17 protein-coding genes and 2 tRNA genes are annotated in these 14,580 nt (G+C 46.7%); 9 read left to right on the top strand and 10 right to left on the bottom strand.

From position 1 onward, the window contains the following. Window positions 1-225: 225 nt before the first annotated feature. The 7 genes from MSMTP_RS13350 (at window position 226) to MSMTP_RS13315 (ending at window position 4,604) form a co-directional block, all read left to right on the top strand. Window positions 226-708: a 30S ribosomal protein S13 gene (locus tag MSMTP_RS13350; RefSeq protein ID WP_082090623.1), complete on the top strand. Its 483-nt coding sequence runs from the start codon at window positions 226-228 to the stop codon at window positions 706-708. A gap of 23 nt (window positions 709-731) precedes the next feature. Further along, entirely contained in the window at window positions 732-1,400 is a 669-nt protein-coding gene (locus MSMTP_RS13345) for a 30S ribosomal protein S4 (RefSeq protein ID WP_048180342.1), read from the top strand. Between the two features lie 2 nt (window positions 1,401-1,402). Continuing rightward, window positions 1,403-1,783, top strand: coding sequence for a 30S ribosomal protein S11 (locus tag MSMTP_RS13340; protein ID WP_048180339.1), 381 nt, complete (start codon window positions 1,403-1,405; stop codon window positions 1,781-1,783). An 83-nt stretch (window positions 1,784-1,866) separates the two neighbouring features. After that, the gene (locus MSMTP_RS13335; RefSeq protein ID WP_048180333.1) at window positions 1,867-2,667 is read left to right on the top strand and encodes a DNA-directed RNA polymerase subunit D; all 801 of its coding nucleotides are present in this window, start codon (window positions 1,867-1,869) and stop codon (window positions 2,665-2,667) included. 273 nt (window positions 2,668-2,940) lie between these two features. Continuing rightward, window positions 2,941-3,028 (top strand) — tRNA-Leu (locus MSMTP_RS13330). A 109-nt stretch (window positions 3,029-3,137) separates the two neighbouring features. Then, window positions 3,138-3,225 (top strand) — tRNA-Leu (locus MSMTP_RS13325). Between the two features lie 554 nt (window positions 3,226-3,779). Continuing rightward, window positions 3,780-4,604 carry a class I SAM-dependent methyltransferase gene (locus tag MSMTP_RS13315; RefSeq protein WP_048180332.1) on the top strand — a complete coding sequence of 275 codons (825 nt, stop codon included), beginning with the start codon at window positions 3,780-3,782 and terminating at the stop codon, window positions 4,602-4,604. A gap of 450 nt (window positions 4,605-5,054) precedes the next feature. Here the strand turns inward: MSMTP_RS13315 and MSMTP_RS19415 are convergent, their stop codons facing one another. Further along, window positions 5,055-5,579 (bottom strand): hypothetical protein, encoded by a 525-nt coding sequence (locus MSMTP_RS19415; RefSeq protein ID WP_156153840.1) that lies wholly within the window; start codon window positions 5,577-5,579, stop codon window positions 5,055-5,057. 387 nt (window positions 5,580-5,966) lie between these two features. Beyond that, window positions 5,967-6,128, bottom strand: coding sequence for a hypothetical protein (locus tag MSMTP_RS20030; protein ID WP_231582785.1), 162 nt, complete (start codon window positions 6,126-6,128; stop codon window positions 5,967-5,969). A 3-nt stretch (window positions 6,129-6,131) separates the two neighbouring features. On the opposite strand from MSMTP_RS20030, the gene MSMTP_RS13305 reads away from it, so the two are divergent. Next, on the top strand, window positions 6,132-7,358 hold the full coding sequence (locus tag MSMTP_RS13305; RefSeq protein WP_231582784.1) for a DUF2252 domain-containing protein: 1,227 nt from the start codon (window positions 6,132-6,134) through the stop codon (window positions 7,356-7,358). A gap of 150 nt (window positions 7,359-7,508) precedes the next feature. On the opposite strand, the gene MSMTP_RS13300 is transcribed toward MSMTP_RS13305, so the two are convergent. Both MSMTP_RS13300 and MSMTP_RS13295 read right to left on the bottom strand, forming a co-directional pair. Further along, window positions 7,509-7,970, bottom strand: coding sequence for a ubiquinol-cytochrome c reductase iron-sulfur subunit (locus tag MSMTP_RS13300; protein ID WP_156153839.1), 462 nt, complete (start codon window positions 7,968-7,970; stop codon window positions 7,509-7,511). Between the two features lie 166 nt (window positions 7,971-8,136). Continuing rightward, window positions 8,137-8,655: a gamma carbonic anhydrase family protein gene (locus tag MSMTP_RS13295; RefSeq protein WP_048183597.1), complete on the bottom strand. Its 519-nt coding sequence runs from the start codon at window positions 8,653-8,655 to the stop codon at window positions 8,137-8,139. A 274-nt stretch (window positions 8,656-8,929) separates the two neighbouring features. Between MSMTP_RS13295 and MSMTP_RS13290 the strand changes: the two genes are divergently transcribed. After that, window positions 8,930-9,280: a hypothetical protein gene (locus MSMTP_RS13290; protein ID WP_048180323.1), complete on the top strand. Its 351-nt coding sequence runs from the start codon at window positions 8,930-8,932 to the stop codon at window positions 9,278-9,280. A 178-nt stretch (window positions 9,281-9,458) separates the two neighbouring features. Here MSMTP_RS13290 and hypE read toward each other — a convergent pair whose 3' ends face one another. The 6 genes from hypE to MSMTP_RS13260 all read right to left on the bottom strand — a co-directional run bounded on the left by hypE (window position 9,459) and on the right by MSMTP_RS13260 (window position 13,785). Further along, entirely contained in the window at window positions 9,459-10,580 is a 1,122-nt protein-coding gene (gene hypE, locus MSMTP_RS13285) for a hydrogenase expression/formation protein HypE (protein WP_231582783.1), read from the bottom strand. A 15-nt stretch (window positions 10,581-10,595) separates the two neighbouring features. Further along, complete coding sequence (gene hypB / locus MSMTP_RS13280; RefSeq protein ID WP_048183591.1) at window positions 10,596-11,249, bottom strand: hydrogenase nickel incorporation protein HypB; 654 nt, start codon at window positions 11,247-11,249, stop codon at window positions 10,596-10,598. Between the two features lie 99 nt (window positions 11,250-11,348). Beyond that, on the bottom strand, window positions 11,349-11,897 hold the full coding sequence (hypA, locus tag MSMTP_RS13275; protein ID WP_048180321.1) for a hydrogenase maturation nickel metallochaperone HypA: 549 nt from the start codon (window positions 11,895-11,897) through the stop codon (window positions 11,349-11,351). Beyond that, complete coding sequence (hypD, locus tag MSMTP_RS13270; protein ID WP_231582782.1) at window positions 11,890-13,065, bottom strand: hydrogenase formation protein HypD; 1,176 nt, start codon at window positions 13,063-13,065, stop codon at window positions 11,890-11,892. Before hypD ends, hypA begins: the two co-directional genes overlap by 8 nt. Further along, window positions 13,010-13,291 carry a HypC/HybG/HupF family hydrogenase formation chaperone gene (locus MSMTP_RS13265; protein ID WP_048180311.1) on the bottom strand — a complete coding sequence of 94 codons (282 nt, stop codon included), beginning with the start codon at window positions 13,289-13,291 and terminating at the stop codon, window positions 13,010-13,012. The genes hypD and MSMTP_RS13265 overlap by 56 nt, the downstream gene beginning before the upstream one ends. 296 nt (window positions 13,292-13,587) lie before the next feature. After that, on the bottom strand, window positions 13,588-13,785 hold the full coding sequence (locus MSMTP_RS13260) for a hypothetical protein (protein WP_156153838.1): 198 nt from the start codon (window positions 13,783-13,785) through the stop codon (window positions 13,588-13,590). Window positions 13,786-14,580 lie beyond the last annotated feature (795 nt).

The following is a 14,580-nucleotide window of genomic DNA, read 5'->3' as shown; positions in this document are numbered from 1 at the left end:
GCTTTTTTCAATTCATTTTCAATTCATTTTTAATTTTTATTCATTGTTTCTTCTCTATCTTTGTTTTCAGGTTTGTACCTGTCTGGAAAGCGCTTGCAGATAACCTTATATACTGGAGTGGCATGTAAAGGAACTCATCAGTATGTACTGTAAAGAAGCTCCTTTTGAGAGCTGCTCCTGAGTTTTCGCATATTCATTTATGGGTATTCGACCGGGGGCTACAGGATGCTGTTTACATCTTGGAGGATGTATATGGTAGAAGAACATAACGAAGAACTAAGGCATCTTGTTCGTATCATGAATACCGACTTGCAGGGGTCGCGACCCGTGCAGTATGCTTTGACTGGTCTTCCCGGAATTGGGAGGCGTACTGCAAAGCTCATTGCGAAGGGAGCAGAGGTTGACCCCGATGCTGTACTTGGATACCTGCCCGACGAAGACGTGGAAAAACTCGACTCTGCAATCGGGAATTTCGAGACAAATGTCCCGGCCTGGATGCTGAACAGGAGAAATGATCCCACTAGCGGAGAAGACAAGCACCTGCTCGGAACGGACATCGTCATGACCTTCAGAGAGGATATTAACAACCTGAAGAAGGTTCGTGCCTACAGAGGTCTCAGGCACGAGAGAGGTCTGAAAGTCAGGGGACAGAGGACAAAATCCACCGGCCGCCGCGGTTCAACCGTTGGGGTTAGCAGGAAAAAGTGATTTCCTTAGTCGAGGTGACATAAATGGCATATCCAGGTAAAAAGAAGAAGAGCTACGAGACTCCCAGACACCCATGGCAGGAAGCCAGGATGGCTGCAGAGGTCGAATTGATCAAGGCATATGGCCTCAGGAACAAAAGGGAAGTCTGGAAAGCGGCCAGTATGCTCAGGATGTACCGGTCCGAAGCCAGGAACCTGCTCGCAAAGGTTGCGGAAAGCAAGGAAGATGGACTGGAAGGGCACCTGAAGACCCAGTCTGAAGAGATCCTCGCAAAGCTCATCCGTTATGGTATTATCAAACAGGACTCTGGAATTGACGATATCCTTTCTTTGAAGACCGAGAATATCCTTGAAAGGAGACTCCAGACTCAGGTCCTCCGCATGGGGCTTGCAAGGACTGTTGTCCAGGCCCGCCAGTTCATTACCCACGGACACATTTCTGTTAACGGCAGGAAAGCCACCGTACCGGGAATGCTGGTCACAAGGGAAGACGAAATGAACATTGGCTACTACGGTTCTTCTCCCCTTATTAGCGAATCTCATCCCGAAAGGCCTGTTCAGATTGCAGCCTACCTTGCAGACCGTGAAACTACTCTCAAGACTGTTGCTGCGGAAAAGAAGGCAAAGGAAACAGAGAGAGGCGGCAGAGGCGGCAGAGGCGGCAGAGGCGGTAAGAGGAGAGGGAGGAGATAAACATGGCAGACATGAAATGGGCTGTGGCCCACATCAAGTCCTCATTTAACAACACGCACATCACGGTAACGGACATTACCGGGGCTGAAACCATTGCAAAGTCCTCTGGTGGAATGGTCGTAAAGGCCGCAAGGGACGAAAGTTCTCCCTATACTGCTATGCAGATGGCAGGCCAGCTTGCAGACCAGCTTAGGGACAAGGGCATCAATGGTATCCACATCCGGGTAAGAGCTCCCGGTGGGAACAAGCAGAGGAGCCCGGGTCCTGGTGCACAGGCTGCAATCAGGGCTTTTGCAAGGGCGGGGATTCGTATCGGCAGGATCGAAGACGTGACCCCTGTCCCGCATGACGGTACCCGCCCTAAGGGCGGAAGGCGTGTATAAGCGAAAAGCAAAACCTTCAAATTTTTTATTTTTTTGAAGGTCTAAATAAGGAAAATAAGGGAAATTAAGGGAAATTAAGGTATATGACGATGGAAGTAGACATTCTGGAGTTATCGGACAGATCTGCAAAGTTTGTGCTTTCAAAGGTCGGCATGGCTTTTGCTAACGGCATCCGGCGCGCTATGATCGCCGATGTCCCTACCCTTGCGATCGAGTACGTAAATCTCTACGACAACACCTCCGTACTCTATGACGAGCAGCTGGCTCTCCGTCTGTCCTTAATCCCGCTTGTAACAGACATTGAGACGTATGTGCCTCAAGCCGAGTGCATGGTTTGTGGAGGCGAAGGCTGCCCTGCCTGTGAGGTCTCCCTTACCCTGAGTTCCGAAGGTCCGGCGATTGTTCATTCCGGAGACCTTATCTCTTCCGACCCTCTGGTGCAGGCCGCAGATGCTAACATCTCGATCGTCGAGCTGAAGAAGGGACAGAAACTCGTGCTCGAGGCCATAGCTCATATGGGCTACGGCAGGGATAGCGTGAAGTGGCAGGCGGGCATTGCATGCGGCTATAAAAACATGCCGATTATAAGCGTTGAGAACTGCGACGCTTGCGGACATTGTGCGGCGGAATGCCCCAAGAGCATCATCCGGATCGAAGAATCCGGGGCAATGGTCCCCGAAGAGGATCTTCTCAAGTGTTCTCTTTGCAGACTCTGTGAAAAGGCATGTGACATCAACGCCATCAAGGTCAACTACGATGAAAACGCTTTTGTCTTTACCATGGAATCCGATGGTTCCTATACCGCCAGAGACCTTATATTGCACGCCTCTGATGTGGTTAAAGGCAAAGCCGAAGGACTCATCAGTATCCTGGATCAGCTCTGAGCCCGTGCTTTAAGAGCCGGTTCATACCCTTCTCCCGGGTCGGTAGAGTATATGCTATCTGTTTACTCTCCGGCCCCGGAAATTCTGATGTTTTCGGGGGTTTTCAGAAACTATTAGAGGCCCTTAGGGGCCCTGAACACCTTCGGAATTATTCAGTTCCATGCGGAGTCTTCCGCCAATTATTATTACCGTTCCTCACGGCTCGAAATCTTTATATATAATCGTTGATATTGTGAGGGAGTGCAAGGTGCGTGCTGCGCCAGAAATCGAAGAGCGAGGGTTGCCCAGCCAGGTCAAAGGCGCTAGGTTGAGGGCCTAGTCTTGTAGGAGTTCGTGGGTTCGAATCCCATCCCTCGCACCAAACTTTCTTTGAAGTGTTATTCTTTCTCAAAATACGTTTTTCCTAAAAGCCTTGTTTCAATTCATTCACAGTTCAGTGTGTCGTCTTCATTAAGGCGCAAAATCGAAGAGCGAGGGTTGCCCAGCCAGGTCAAAGGCGCTAGGTTGAGGGCCTAGTCTTGTAGGAGTTCGTGGGTTCGAATCCCATCCCTCGCACCAAACTTTCTTTGAAGTGTTATTCTCTTAAAATGCATTTTTTCTAAAAATTTTATCCCATCTATTTAGAGTCTGTGTGTCGTCTTCATTAAGGTGCATGTTGTGCCAAAAATAGAATTGCAATGGTTGCCCAGCCAGGTCAAAGGCGCCAGGTTGAGGGCCTGGTCTCGTAGGAGCTCGTGGGTTCGAATCCCATCCCTCACACTAAATTTTTGGGATATAGGTATCTCTAAAAGACGCCGCTCTTTAAAATTATACTTAGGTTAATTTTCTAATTTTTTAATATTTCAATTCATTTAATACATTTTTTACAAAAGTGGCCGATAAAGGTATAACCCTTCCAAGAGAGTTGGAAAACTAAGGAAACTAACTATTACAACATCTACTATATTAGAGGATAAACTTGGATAACTTGTGCCCTTACCATTATAAATTACTAAACATGAAGATTATATTAATAGGCAGCAATAAGCCTGTATATCATAAAATTGTAATTTGTGTTTATATTATTCCTCCCTAAAACCGTTTTGTTTTACTATTTATGGAGGTGAATTATAATGGATATAAAAAACGATCCAAATTCCAAACATAGCCAGTTGACGAAAGTTGCAGTTACAACATCAAGAAAAGCGGAACAACATCTTATAGACAAAGCCTTAAAAATATCCAACGAACTGGATGCTGTATATATCCAAAGGGGGGATTATACAGTCAGTCAAATGATAAAAAAACATAATTTTGAGCGCTTTTTAATTGTTGGGAGGGATAGACTTACTTTAAAGGGGGCTGACAGTGTACTCTTCTGGCATCCGAACATGGCTGAGTTTAAGCTGAGAGCAATTAGCCAGGGGTTTGAAAATCCTATGCTGAAAGCCATGAAACTACAACCCGGATTTAGTGTACTGGACTGTACATTAGGTCTTGCTTCAGATGCTATTGTATCATCTTGTGCTGTCGGAGAAAAGGGAACGGTTGTAGGAATTGAAGTAAGCAAGTACATTGCCTATTTAACTAAAAATGGTTTAGACACCTATGAAAATGTGAATGTTCAAACTAAAATTTTAATGAATAGAATAGAAGTATTAAATGCATCTTATGAAGAGTACCTTTTAAATCAAGTGGATAATACTTTTGATGTGGTATATTTTGACCCTATGTTTCGCACCCCAAATCAAAAGTCAGCTTCAATAAATTCTTTACGACCTTTTGCAGAACACCGACCTTTAACAAAGGAAATCGTCTTGAACGCATTACGTGTTTGTAAAAAAAGAGTTGTTATCAAAGAGAGAATTGGTAGTGGCGAATTTGAAAGATTGAGAATTAAAAATTACTATGGTAATAATAGCCCTGGCTCAATAGCCTATGGATTTATTGAAAAATAAAGCAATTACTATGAAGGAAATATTATGAATTTTACACCTATTCTCCTTCTCTCTTCTTCTCTCTTTTTCTTCTCACTTCATCTTTTTTCTTCTCTCTTCATCTTTCCTCTTCATCTTTCCTCTTCTCTCTCTTCTTCTCTCTTCATCTTTTTTCTTCTCTCTTCATCTTTCTTCTTCTCTCTCTTCTTCTCTTTTTTCTTCTCTCTTCATCTTTCTTCTTCTCTCTCTTCTTCTCTTTTTTCTTCTCTCTTCATCTTTCTTCTTCTCTTTTATTATTTTTTATTCTGTAAAAGCCAGCCGCCTTCGGCGCCAGGAGACAAGAATGACGTGAGATTACTAATTCCGGTTGTATGGGGCATAATTAAGGGTTCAGAGCAAGCTATACTCTTTTTTGCTTAAAAATATCAAATGAAGGATGCAGGACAACCATTTTCTTCCTCATATATTTTTTCATGTGGCGCTCCTTTTTTGCATCAAAAGCAGGAACATCAATAATACGGTCCCGACAATCATGGCTCCCTTCAGGACCGGTAAAACAGGGTAGCCCAGCACCAGATAGCGGGCAAATACGAAAACCGAGGTTATTGCGTAGAAAGTTCCCCATTTAAGTAGGTCGGCATGGTCTTTTTTCCCTCCTGAAAAAACAACTTCTGAAAGGGAAGCTCCGAAAAAGACAAGCACCAGTGGCCAGATGATCTGGTCCAGCCCGTACTTTACGGACGCATCAAGATAAACAATGTATGCGAAGATTGCAACAGCCAGAATGATCCGGGACTTTTGCCCCGAGGCTGAACACCTGGTTTTTCCTTTCTCAAGTGACCCTGATTGAAAAATGTAGCCAATTATTGAGAAGATCGAAGAGTCGATCAGGCCCTCTTTTTTTCTGTACCTGACCATGAGTGAGAAGTGGACTGCTGTTATAAGAAAGGCCAGAAGAATAGTTTCAATCCCCCCAATTGAGATATATCCTTTCAAATTCAGGGCCCCAATGGTTAAAAGGGAAAAAAAGTATACTGCAACCGAACGCCATAATTCTTCTTGCACAATCGGGTCTGTTTTCATATTTTTGCTTCCATACACTTCTTCATCAGGTTTTTACTTTTTTCCTTAGATTGGGTGCTTTACTATTTGATCTTTATTATACTGTACTGAGGTTTTAGCTTACATCCTGTCGAAGTGTTTCACTCAATAGGTGGCCCAACGGTGAAGAATATGAAATGCCAGGGGTGCATTTTCCTCACGCTTCATGCAAAACACGAAAATGATTAATTTTTATATTAACCAGTATATAAATAATCAGCATTTATAGCAGACAAATAAGTTCGAAAAGAGGGCGCTGAATTATTGGGGGGTTTATAAGTGTCATTCAATGAAAGGATGTCTACCCGTTTGGAAAGGTGGGAGAGTGGTAAGGCGCTGCGCAGGGAGGCTCCCCGCAGCAGTCACGGGATCTGGGGGCCCGCCCCTGACCGTCCCGATCCGGTCAGCCTGCTTCAGGAGCAGGATAAAGGTCGTCTGGAGCATTTGTTGCCCATTAAATATGGGCGGATGCTGGAATCGCCTTTTACCTTCCTGCGAGGCTCGGCGGCTGTGATGGCGGCAGACCTTGCTTCAACGCCGGTGACTGGGCTGCAGGTGGAGCTCTGCGGCGATGCCCACCTCTTAAACTTCGGCGTCTTTGCAACGCCTGAGAGGAATCTGGTTTTCGACGTCAATGATTTTGACGAGGCTTATCCGGGTCCCTGGGAGTGGGACCTCAAGCGCCTGGCAGCAAGCGCAGTGGTTGCCGGACGGAATAATGGGTTTAGCGACAAGGTGAACCGGAAACTGGCAGAGACAGTCACCGCTGCCTATCAGGATGCCATGCTGCGCCTCGCCCGGGCATCGGCCCTGGACGTGTGGTATTTCCACGTGGAGGTGGACAGGGTCCTCGAAGCCTTTCAGCGCTCCTCCGGAAAAGCGGGAAAGAGCGCTCGGAAGATGGTCAAGAAGGCTCGTGAGCATACGCACGAGCAGACCCTGGAAAAGCTCACCGAGGTAGTTGATGGGCGGCGGCGGATCCTCAATGACCCTCCGCTCCTGGTGCGGCTGAGCGAGCTGCTTACCGAGGAACAGAAAGCCCAGATAACCGAGAAAGATGTCGAAAAGATGTGGAAGGACTACCTGAGCAGCCTGTCGGAAGAGCGGCGTCTGCTCCTCTCACGCTTCCAGATCTCGGGCGTGGCCTTGCGGGTGGGCGGCGTTGGCAGTGTCGGTACGCGCTGTTTTATCGTCCTGCTGGAAGGGGGTGCTGAAGGTGATGCGCTGATCTTGCAGCTGAAAGAGGCAGGGCCGTCGGTCCTGGAGCCTTACCTCCCAAAGAGGGACTATGGCAGCTATGCGGAACGTGTGGTGGTTGGACAGCGCCTGATGCAGGCTGCAAGTGACATCTTCCTGGGATGGCACGAGAGTCCGTTGACAGGTGTCCAGTATTACTGGCGCCAGTTGAAAGACATGAAAGGTTCGATGGACGTAGCTGACCTGGACGAAGAAGGCCTGGAGACCTACCTGAAGGTGTGCAGTGTCTGCCTTGCCCGAGCCCATGCCAGGACCGGAGATGCGTCTGCCATCTCGGGATACATCGGCAAAGGTAAGACACTTCCCAGGGCTATCGCTGACTTTGCCGTGGCTTACGCTGACCAGAACGAACGTGATTATAAGATGCTGGTGGAGGCTGTGGAGTCCGGTAAAATTACAGTCGAGAAAGGTATATGAGTGTACCCGGGCGTGCCTGTGTGTGCCTGGGCGTGCCTGTGTGTGCCTTAATTGATGAGTTTGCCTGACTGTTAGGACATGAATGGCGGGTTTGCCGACCCTTGATTACGACCGGCTCCCCGTGCTAAAGGAATGAATTGTTTTCGGCTTTTATTCGAAGGATATTGTCATCAGATCTCCTTCAATTGAGTGTTCGTATATCCTCAAAGGCTCTTCCGTAAACCCTTCTCCCGGAGATCCGTCCAGGTTGAATTCCGAATGCCCCAGGGATGAACATCTGAAGACCTTTTCGTCGTGCTCGTAGGAGAGGGCCATGCCCCTGTGGGTACACTCGCTGGAGGCAACCACGTAGCTGTCTTCTCCGGTCCTGGCTATTACCATGTATGTGGGCAGCCCTTCATCAACTATGGTGACTGCATTGCCTACTTCTGCCAGTTCAGGGACCTGGTCTAAGGAAAGCTCAACCGTGTTCCCTGAGATCGAATATACTTCTTCCGTTATTTCGGGTTCCTGGCTTACATATTGCAGAGTTGCGCAACCGCTTATTGTAAGGCTTAACATAAGCAGCATCGTTACAAGTATCGGTACTTTGAGTAGATTTCTATTCCCCATTGTATCACTTTCTAATTTTGTAAGTAGTAGTTAACGTCACTCCCAATTTTAAATTTAAGGGTTATTAAAGAAACCTTCGGTTATCTAGCAAACACCCTGTCAACTTTTAAAAAAAATTAGTGGTCTATCCGCTAATTTTCCGGGCTACTCCCTGGCCTTTTTTTCATCACTTACCGCTTGCTTCCCTGTACTCTTTTGCCAGTTCAACATATTCCGCTGCATTTTCTCTTATTCCCTCAATCTCTGCTTCGTTAGTTTCCCTTTTTGCCTTCGCCGGGACCCCGATAATAAGGCTGCTTTCAGGGTATTTCTTCCCCTGGGACACGAGGGCATTCGCTCCGACTATGGAATTTTTCCCGATTTCAGCCCCATTCAAAACGGTTGCATTCATTCCTATCAGCACGTTATCTTCTATTTTGCATCCGTGAATTACCGCTCCGTGCCCGACTGTCACGTTGTCCCCTATCTCAATCCCGTCATGGGTGTCTACATGAATAACCGCGTTATCCTGGATGCTGGTCCTGTTTCCGATCTTTATCCGGTTTTCATCCCCGCGGATCACCGCATTAAACCAGATGCTTGATAAATCCCCGATCTCCACGTTTCCTATTATATCCGCAGAATCCGCAACAAAAGCTGTTCCGGAGATTTTTGGGATTTTGTCTTTAAATTCCATTATAACCATTGTCTCTCCTCCTGTCAAGTTTCTCCATGCATGCTTTTCATTAATTATTGGTTCTTCGGGTGTCTGCCGGGGCATAAACACCCCTGGACACATTACCGTTGCAGTTATGTGGATAATTATACGCAGGACAATTAGATACCTGTTACATATTTTATATTTTAATTTTGTTTTTGACTTTTCTTTGCGGTCCTTGCAGTTTCCAACAGCTACACATTACAAATATTTATAACATGAAAAGAAATATTTTTATTTTTCAAAATACTTTATAAAGAATATGGCTGTAAAAAATACTGGTGCGAGTAACATAGACTTTGATGCTTTGAGCAATGTGCTGCTTGAACTTAACTCTCCTATTTCCGAGGTTTTAACATCTCTTAATTTCAACCGGGAAATAAGCAGAGAGGCATGTTTTGATATACACAGCAGGGCACTTTTTCTTTTATTGAAAGGTTGCGACTACCTCAAATCGGAAGATCCCGAAAATTTTGAAAAACTAAGGGACAATTTACTGGATTTTGAACTGGATGAGGATCTCAGTCCGAGCCTTGTTAAAGACCTCGTTTTATACACTATTTACCTGAGAGATGTCCTTTACAGGGGATGCCGCCTTCACAGGGATGTATAATAAGAATGAAAAATAAAAATGAGAAAACTTACAAATATATTTTTTAAATCTGGGTGAATATTATCGGGGAAATCGCCTGAGGTGTCTTCGGGAAGATCCTCGGGAAGAATCTCCCCGGCATCTCGGGAAATTTCCGCCGGAACATCGGCCACTTATAATATCTTCAATATTTTCAATTTTAGCACACGCGCGGAATGGGGTCTCCTGCAGGCACATCAACGTAGCGCATGCCGCCGAAGCGGTTCCTGAGGACCACTTCTCCTTTGTTTTCGGAGGTCACTTCCCCTATGACCGCAGCATCTTTTCCGTAGGGGTGTTTTTTCAGGATTTCCAGCACTTTTTCTTCGAAGCCGGCTTTTACCCCTATTACGGCTTTTCCTTCGTTTGCGACTTCCAGGGGGTCGAGGCCCAGCATCTCGCAGGCTGCGGAGACTGCGGGCTTGAAGGGGATGTCTTCTTCTTCCAGGAGGATTCCGGCTTCGCTCTTTTCCGCCATCTCGTTGAGGGCGTTTGCAAGCCCCCCGCGGGTCGGGTCTTTCATGGCGGTTATGACTGCTGCCCCTTCGGGGGTTTTGAGCTCAAGGAGGGGTTCTATAAGCTTCCAGAGGGGTGCGGAATCCGAGACCAGGTCGGTATCGAAGTCAAAGCCTTCCCTGTGAGCCATAAGGGAGATCCCGTGGTCACCTATGGTGCCCGTGACCAGGACTTTGTCTCCCGGGGAAAGTCCTGAGTCCCTTACGGGTATTTCTGCTGCGGTTATCCCGAGCCCCGCGGTGTTCAGGATGATCGAATCAAGAGCGTCCTTTTCCACGGTCTTGGTATCTCCCGTGATGATCGGGACTTCAGCTTCGGCTGCCGTGACGGCCATGGTTTTGATGATTGCTTCAAAGTCGTCCATGGGAAAACCTTCCGGTACAATGACCGCACAGGTCAGGGCAAGGGGTTTTGCCCCCATCATCGTCAGGTCGTTGATTGTGCCTGCAACGGCCAACCTGCCTATGTTCGTTTCCGGGAAAAAAGCAGGTATGATCACATGGCTGTCCGTGGTCAGGACCAGTTCGGAATTCGAATCAAAATTTTCAAGTTTGACCGTGGAGCCGTCGTCCAGGCTCTCGAGCCCCACCGAGCCTGCGCTCTTGCTATTGAAGTTTTTCAGGATGATTTCGCCTATCAGAGCCTGCATCACTTCTCCGCCTGCCCCGTGTTCCAGAGTAATTGTAGTGGACTTCATACTGACCTCTTTTTCAATTTTTTTCCGCTTTATCTCTTCCTGCTTTCTCCAGGCTCTTTCCCGTCCCATCTGCTTACTTTTTCCTTATCTGCTTTCGAGCCCTGCTTCAATTGCACCTACCCACAGGTCAAGGCTTTCCCTGGAATGTTTTGAGGTCAGAAGAATGGGGACTTCGGGGTTCAGGGCCTGGATATCGGCGACCATCTTTTCCGGGTCAACATCAACAGCCGCCGCAAGGTCTATTTTGTTTATCACTGCAAGTTCGGCGGTCTTGAAGATCATGGGGTGTTTCAGGATGATATCGTCTCCTTCGGTCACACTGACGGCGACTATCCTCAGGTGTTCCCCGAGCTTGAAGTCCACGGGGCAGATCAGGTTGCCCACGTTTTCGATTATAAGGAGATCGGTGTTTTTGAGGTCGATTTCTTTCAGGGCTTTCTCGACAAGTTTAGCGTCCAGGTGGCATTCCTTTCCCGTGTTTGCAGGGACGGTCGGCACATCGAGTTTCCGGAAACGGGAGGCGTCCATCTCTGCGATAACGTCCCCTGCGATCACTGCTATCCTGTATTTGTCCTTGAGGGCTTTGATGGCTTCCTCGATCAGGGTGGTCTTTCCGGAGCCTATAGCTCCCATGATGTTCACCGCAAGGACCCCGTGCTTGTCAAGGCTCTTCCGGTTTTTTTCGGCAAGCTTGTCGTTTGCCTTAAAGACGTCGTGTCCCACATTGATTACGTGCATTAACATGAAAAATCACTTCTGAAAATTATTTGTAAATATTGTTTTTAAAAATCGTTTGTGGATGAAATTAACTTTGAAATTATCATGATCAAGGGTTTTTCAAGCCCGGTTTCCTTGTTCAGTTTCAGCTTTAGTTTCAACTTCAGTTTCAGCTTCAGGCTCAGCTTCGGGTTCGGTCTCTATATCTATCGTCTTAATGATGAGTTCCTGTCCTCCTGTAATTCGGGCAGCTCTCCCACAGGCTGGACAGTTAAGGGCTGCAACGTATTCCAGCAGTTCGCTCTGTTGAAGTCCGGTTTCGTTTTCAGCGTCGGCTTTGTTTTCGTCTCCATTTTCGCTTCCGCTTTTGCCCCCTCCTTCGCTTCTGTCCTCTTCAGACTTGCCAGCTGGCTTTCCGGGGGTATCGACAGTACCCATGTATCCGCACTCGCATTCTACGGTTGGGGGGATCATCTCCACCAAAAATTCCGCCCTTTTGGCAATGCTGTCTTCTGCAAGGACATCGAAACAGAACTTTAGCTGTTCCGGGTTCGTGTGGGTCAGCCTTCCCATCTGAAGGGTCACGGCCTTGACTTCGGATGCCCCGTGGGCTCTGGCGGTAGCGATCACCTGTTCGAAGATTTCGCAGGCAATAGAGTACTCATGCACGCCCGCTGCCTCCTGTCCTGGCATACTTGAACCAGTTGTAGCACATGCCCTCCTGGCTGACCATGCACGGACCTGCAGGGGTTTTTGGGGTACAGTCCTTTCCAAAGTTCGGGCACTGGGGGGGTTTTGCCTTTCCGGTAAGGATAGCAGCGCAGATGCAGCGCTTTTTATCTCTGCCTTCGGCTTTTTTCCCGATTTCTCCGAGGGCGGCTGCATAGAAATCCTCATGCCTCTTTGCTGCGTCCTGCTCTTCGAACTCCTTTTTCAGGACAAGCCCGGAACTATCTATATTCCCGATGCCTCTCCATTCGGAATCCGCGGTCTTGAAAACCTCTTCCATCATTTTCAGGGCAATCAGGTTCCCTTCGGGCTTAACGACCCTCGGATACCCGTTATCAACCCTTGCTTCACCTTTTTCAATTTGGGCCAGGAGGAGGGAAATCCCAAGGAGGACATCGTACGCTTCAAACCCGCTCACGACTGTGGGGAAACCCTGCTCTGCAAGGGGCTCGAAAGGTTTTGTCCCGATGATGGTTGCCACATGTCCCGGGGCAATAAAGGCGTCCACTTCGGTGTCCCTGGCAAGCAGTCCTATTGCCGGAGGTGTCCGCTTCTGGGAAACAAGGAGGCTGAAGTTTTCAGGCACGCCCCGAAGGAGGGTTGCCGCATTGGCAGGGACCGTGGTCTCGAAGCCTATCCCTAAGAAGACCACTTCCTGCCCGGGCTTTTTTTCCGCGAGGGTTACGGCATCGTCTATGCTGTAGACCATCCTCACGTCCGCACCTTCGGCTTTTGCGTCCAGCAGGCTGCCCGCGGAGCCCGGGACCCGCATCATATCCCCAAAGGTTACCACGCTTGCCCCGCTCTTTGCCAGGGCGATTGCAATGTCAATATCTGCTTCGGGGGTGACGCATACAGGGCAGCCCGGGCCGCTGATTACTTCGATTTCTTCCGGGAGCACGCTCCGAAGCCCGTATTTCGCTATTGTCCGCTCATGGGTCCCGCAGACGTGCATTATGCGAAGCGGCCGGGCCGAGGCTTCGATTCTCTCCAGGAGCTTCTTTTCGATTTCGGGAATCCCCTGTTTCGGTTGGGGGTTTTCGGAAGCCATTTCAATCAGTTTCCCTGTTTTCCGGTAAGGTCTCCTCAAAACCGAGCTCTCCGTCATCCAGCCCTGCCATCAGTTTCAGGAGGCGCATGGTTTCTTCTCCTTCTTCTTCGGAGATTTCCGATATGGCATAGCCCACATGAACCAGCACGTATTTCCCGAGCAGGGCTTCGCTTGCCCCTCCCAGCAGGTCCATGTTCACGTCTCTGCGGACTCCACCCATATCGACGGTGGCGGTGTTTTCATTGATGATCGCCTTAACTTTTCCAGGAATAGCTATACACATGTTACCTCTGCTGTTTTTTCTTTTAAAATCCGTAAGTGTATGAGAACCATATTTCAGGTGAGAAATATTTATGCATGAAAACAATCTGTGTGGCCCTTTCCCGGGCTTTGGGGTTTGCCGGATTTTTTTATTTTTGGATTTTTTTGTGAGTACCGGGCTCTTTTCAGAAATTCCCGGTTCCGTTTCAGGTAAGTCCCGGTAACTTTTCCGGTAAGTTCCTGCACCTATCTCCAGATTGTAATTTTCCCTGTTCTCCCTATATTATGTATTCTCTGCACTTTATAACCGTTTATGTCTCAAGGTTTAGCGGTTTCCCTGCAGTTTACCATTTGCATGAGGCCTACATGGCATGCCGCAAAGCCTTCTTCAAACCTTTCACACTGTTTTTTTAAAACAAATATATACCCAAAATTATTTCCTGCATTTTTATAGTTCTCTTTTATAACCTTTTTGTTTTCTCTTTTTGGACTATAAATTTTACATAGTATTATCATGCTCCGTTGCATTTCAAAAGAATTCTGTATTTTTTATGTATATCGTGCTTTGATCGGAACAAAGATTAACGCTGTGGAAAACTCTCTCGGCATCGATTACTCCAACCCGGTCAATATCCTCCATGTTGGAAGGTCATACGGCCCCTGTATTGCATGCGCTGTCCATATCCTCGACCTAACAGGGAAGAGCGCTCCGGGCATTTTAAGAATAATATGAAGCTGAATTGGAAGTGTACGTCAGAGGAACTGGAAAGGCATTTAAGCTGAATTGAAAAGGTATGTAAGCTGAATTAAGAGGACGGTATGTAACATGTATTGAAAGGTGTATATGAGGTATAAATGAAAATTTCCCTCATTTGCTCGAAAATTTATTCCTCTTTATTGCCTTATCTTTACCTTAATTTTTCCGGGGTTTTTCCCCTATATTTTTCTCGAAATCAGAATTGAATCCATTTAAATGTTAAAATATGTGTTTTATTTTTGGTGTTATTTTTCAATAATTATTTCTGATTTTTTAGTACTTTCTATATAATTATAGATCTTTTAATAATCATTTTTTCTATATTTTTGTTATTTGCATCAGTGTGAATCTATCATTATTATTTCAAAAGTTTAGATTTTCCTCGTCTGGTTATTTCTGGTTCTCTATGTATATTCATGTCCTTTGATGGTCATTATTAAATTAAACATAATCATATATTTTCAAAAGAATACTTATAACTTTCATTTCATAGAAAAATATATTTATTTTCTCATGTAAAAAAACTTAAATACTATTTACTCATTCCAAATATT

The sequence above is a fragment of the Methanosarcina sp. MTP4 genome, from assembly GCF_000970045.1.
GTDB lineage: Archaea > Halobacteriota > Methanosarcinia > Methanosarcinales > Methanosarcinaceae > MTP4.
This window is presented reverse-complemented; position numbering and strand designations above follow the sequence as displayed.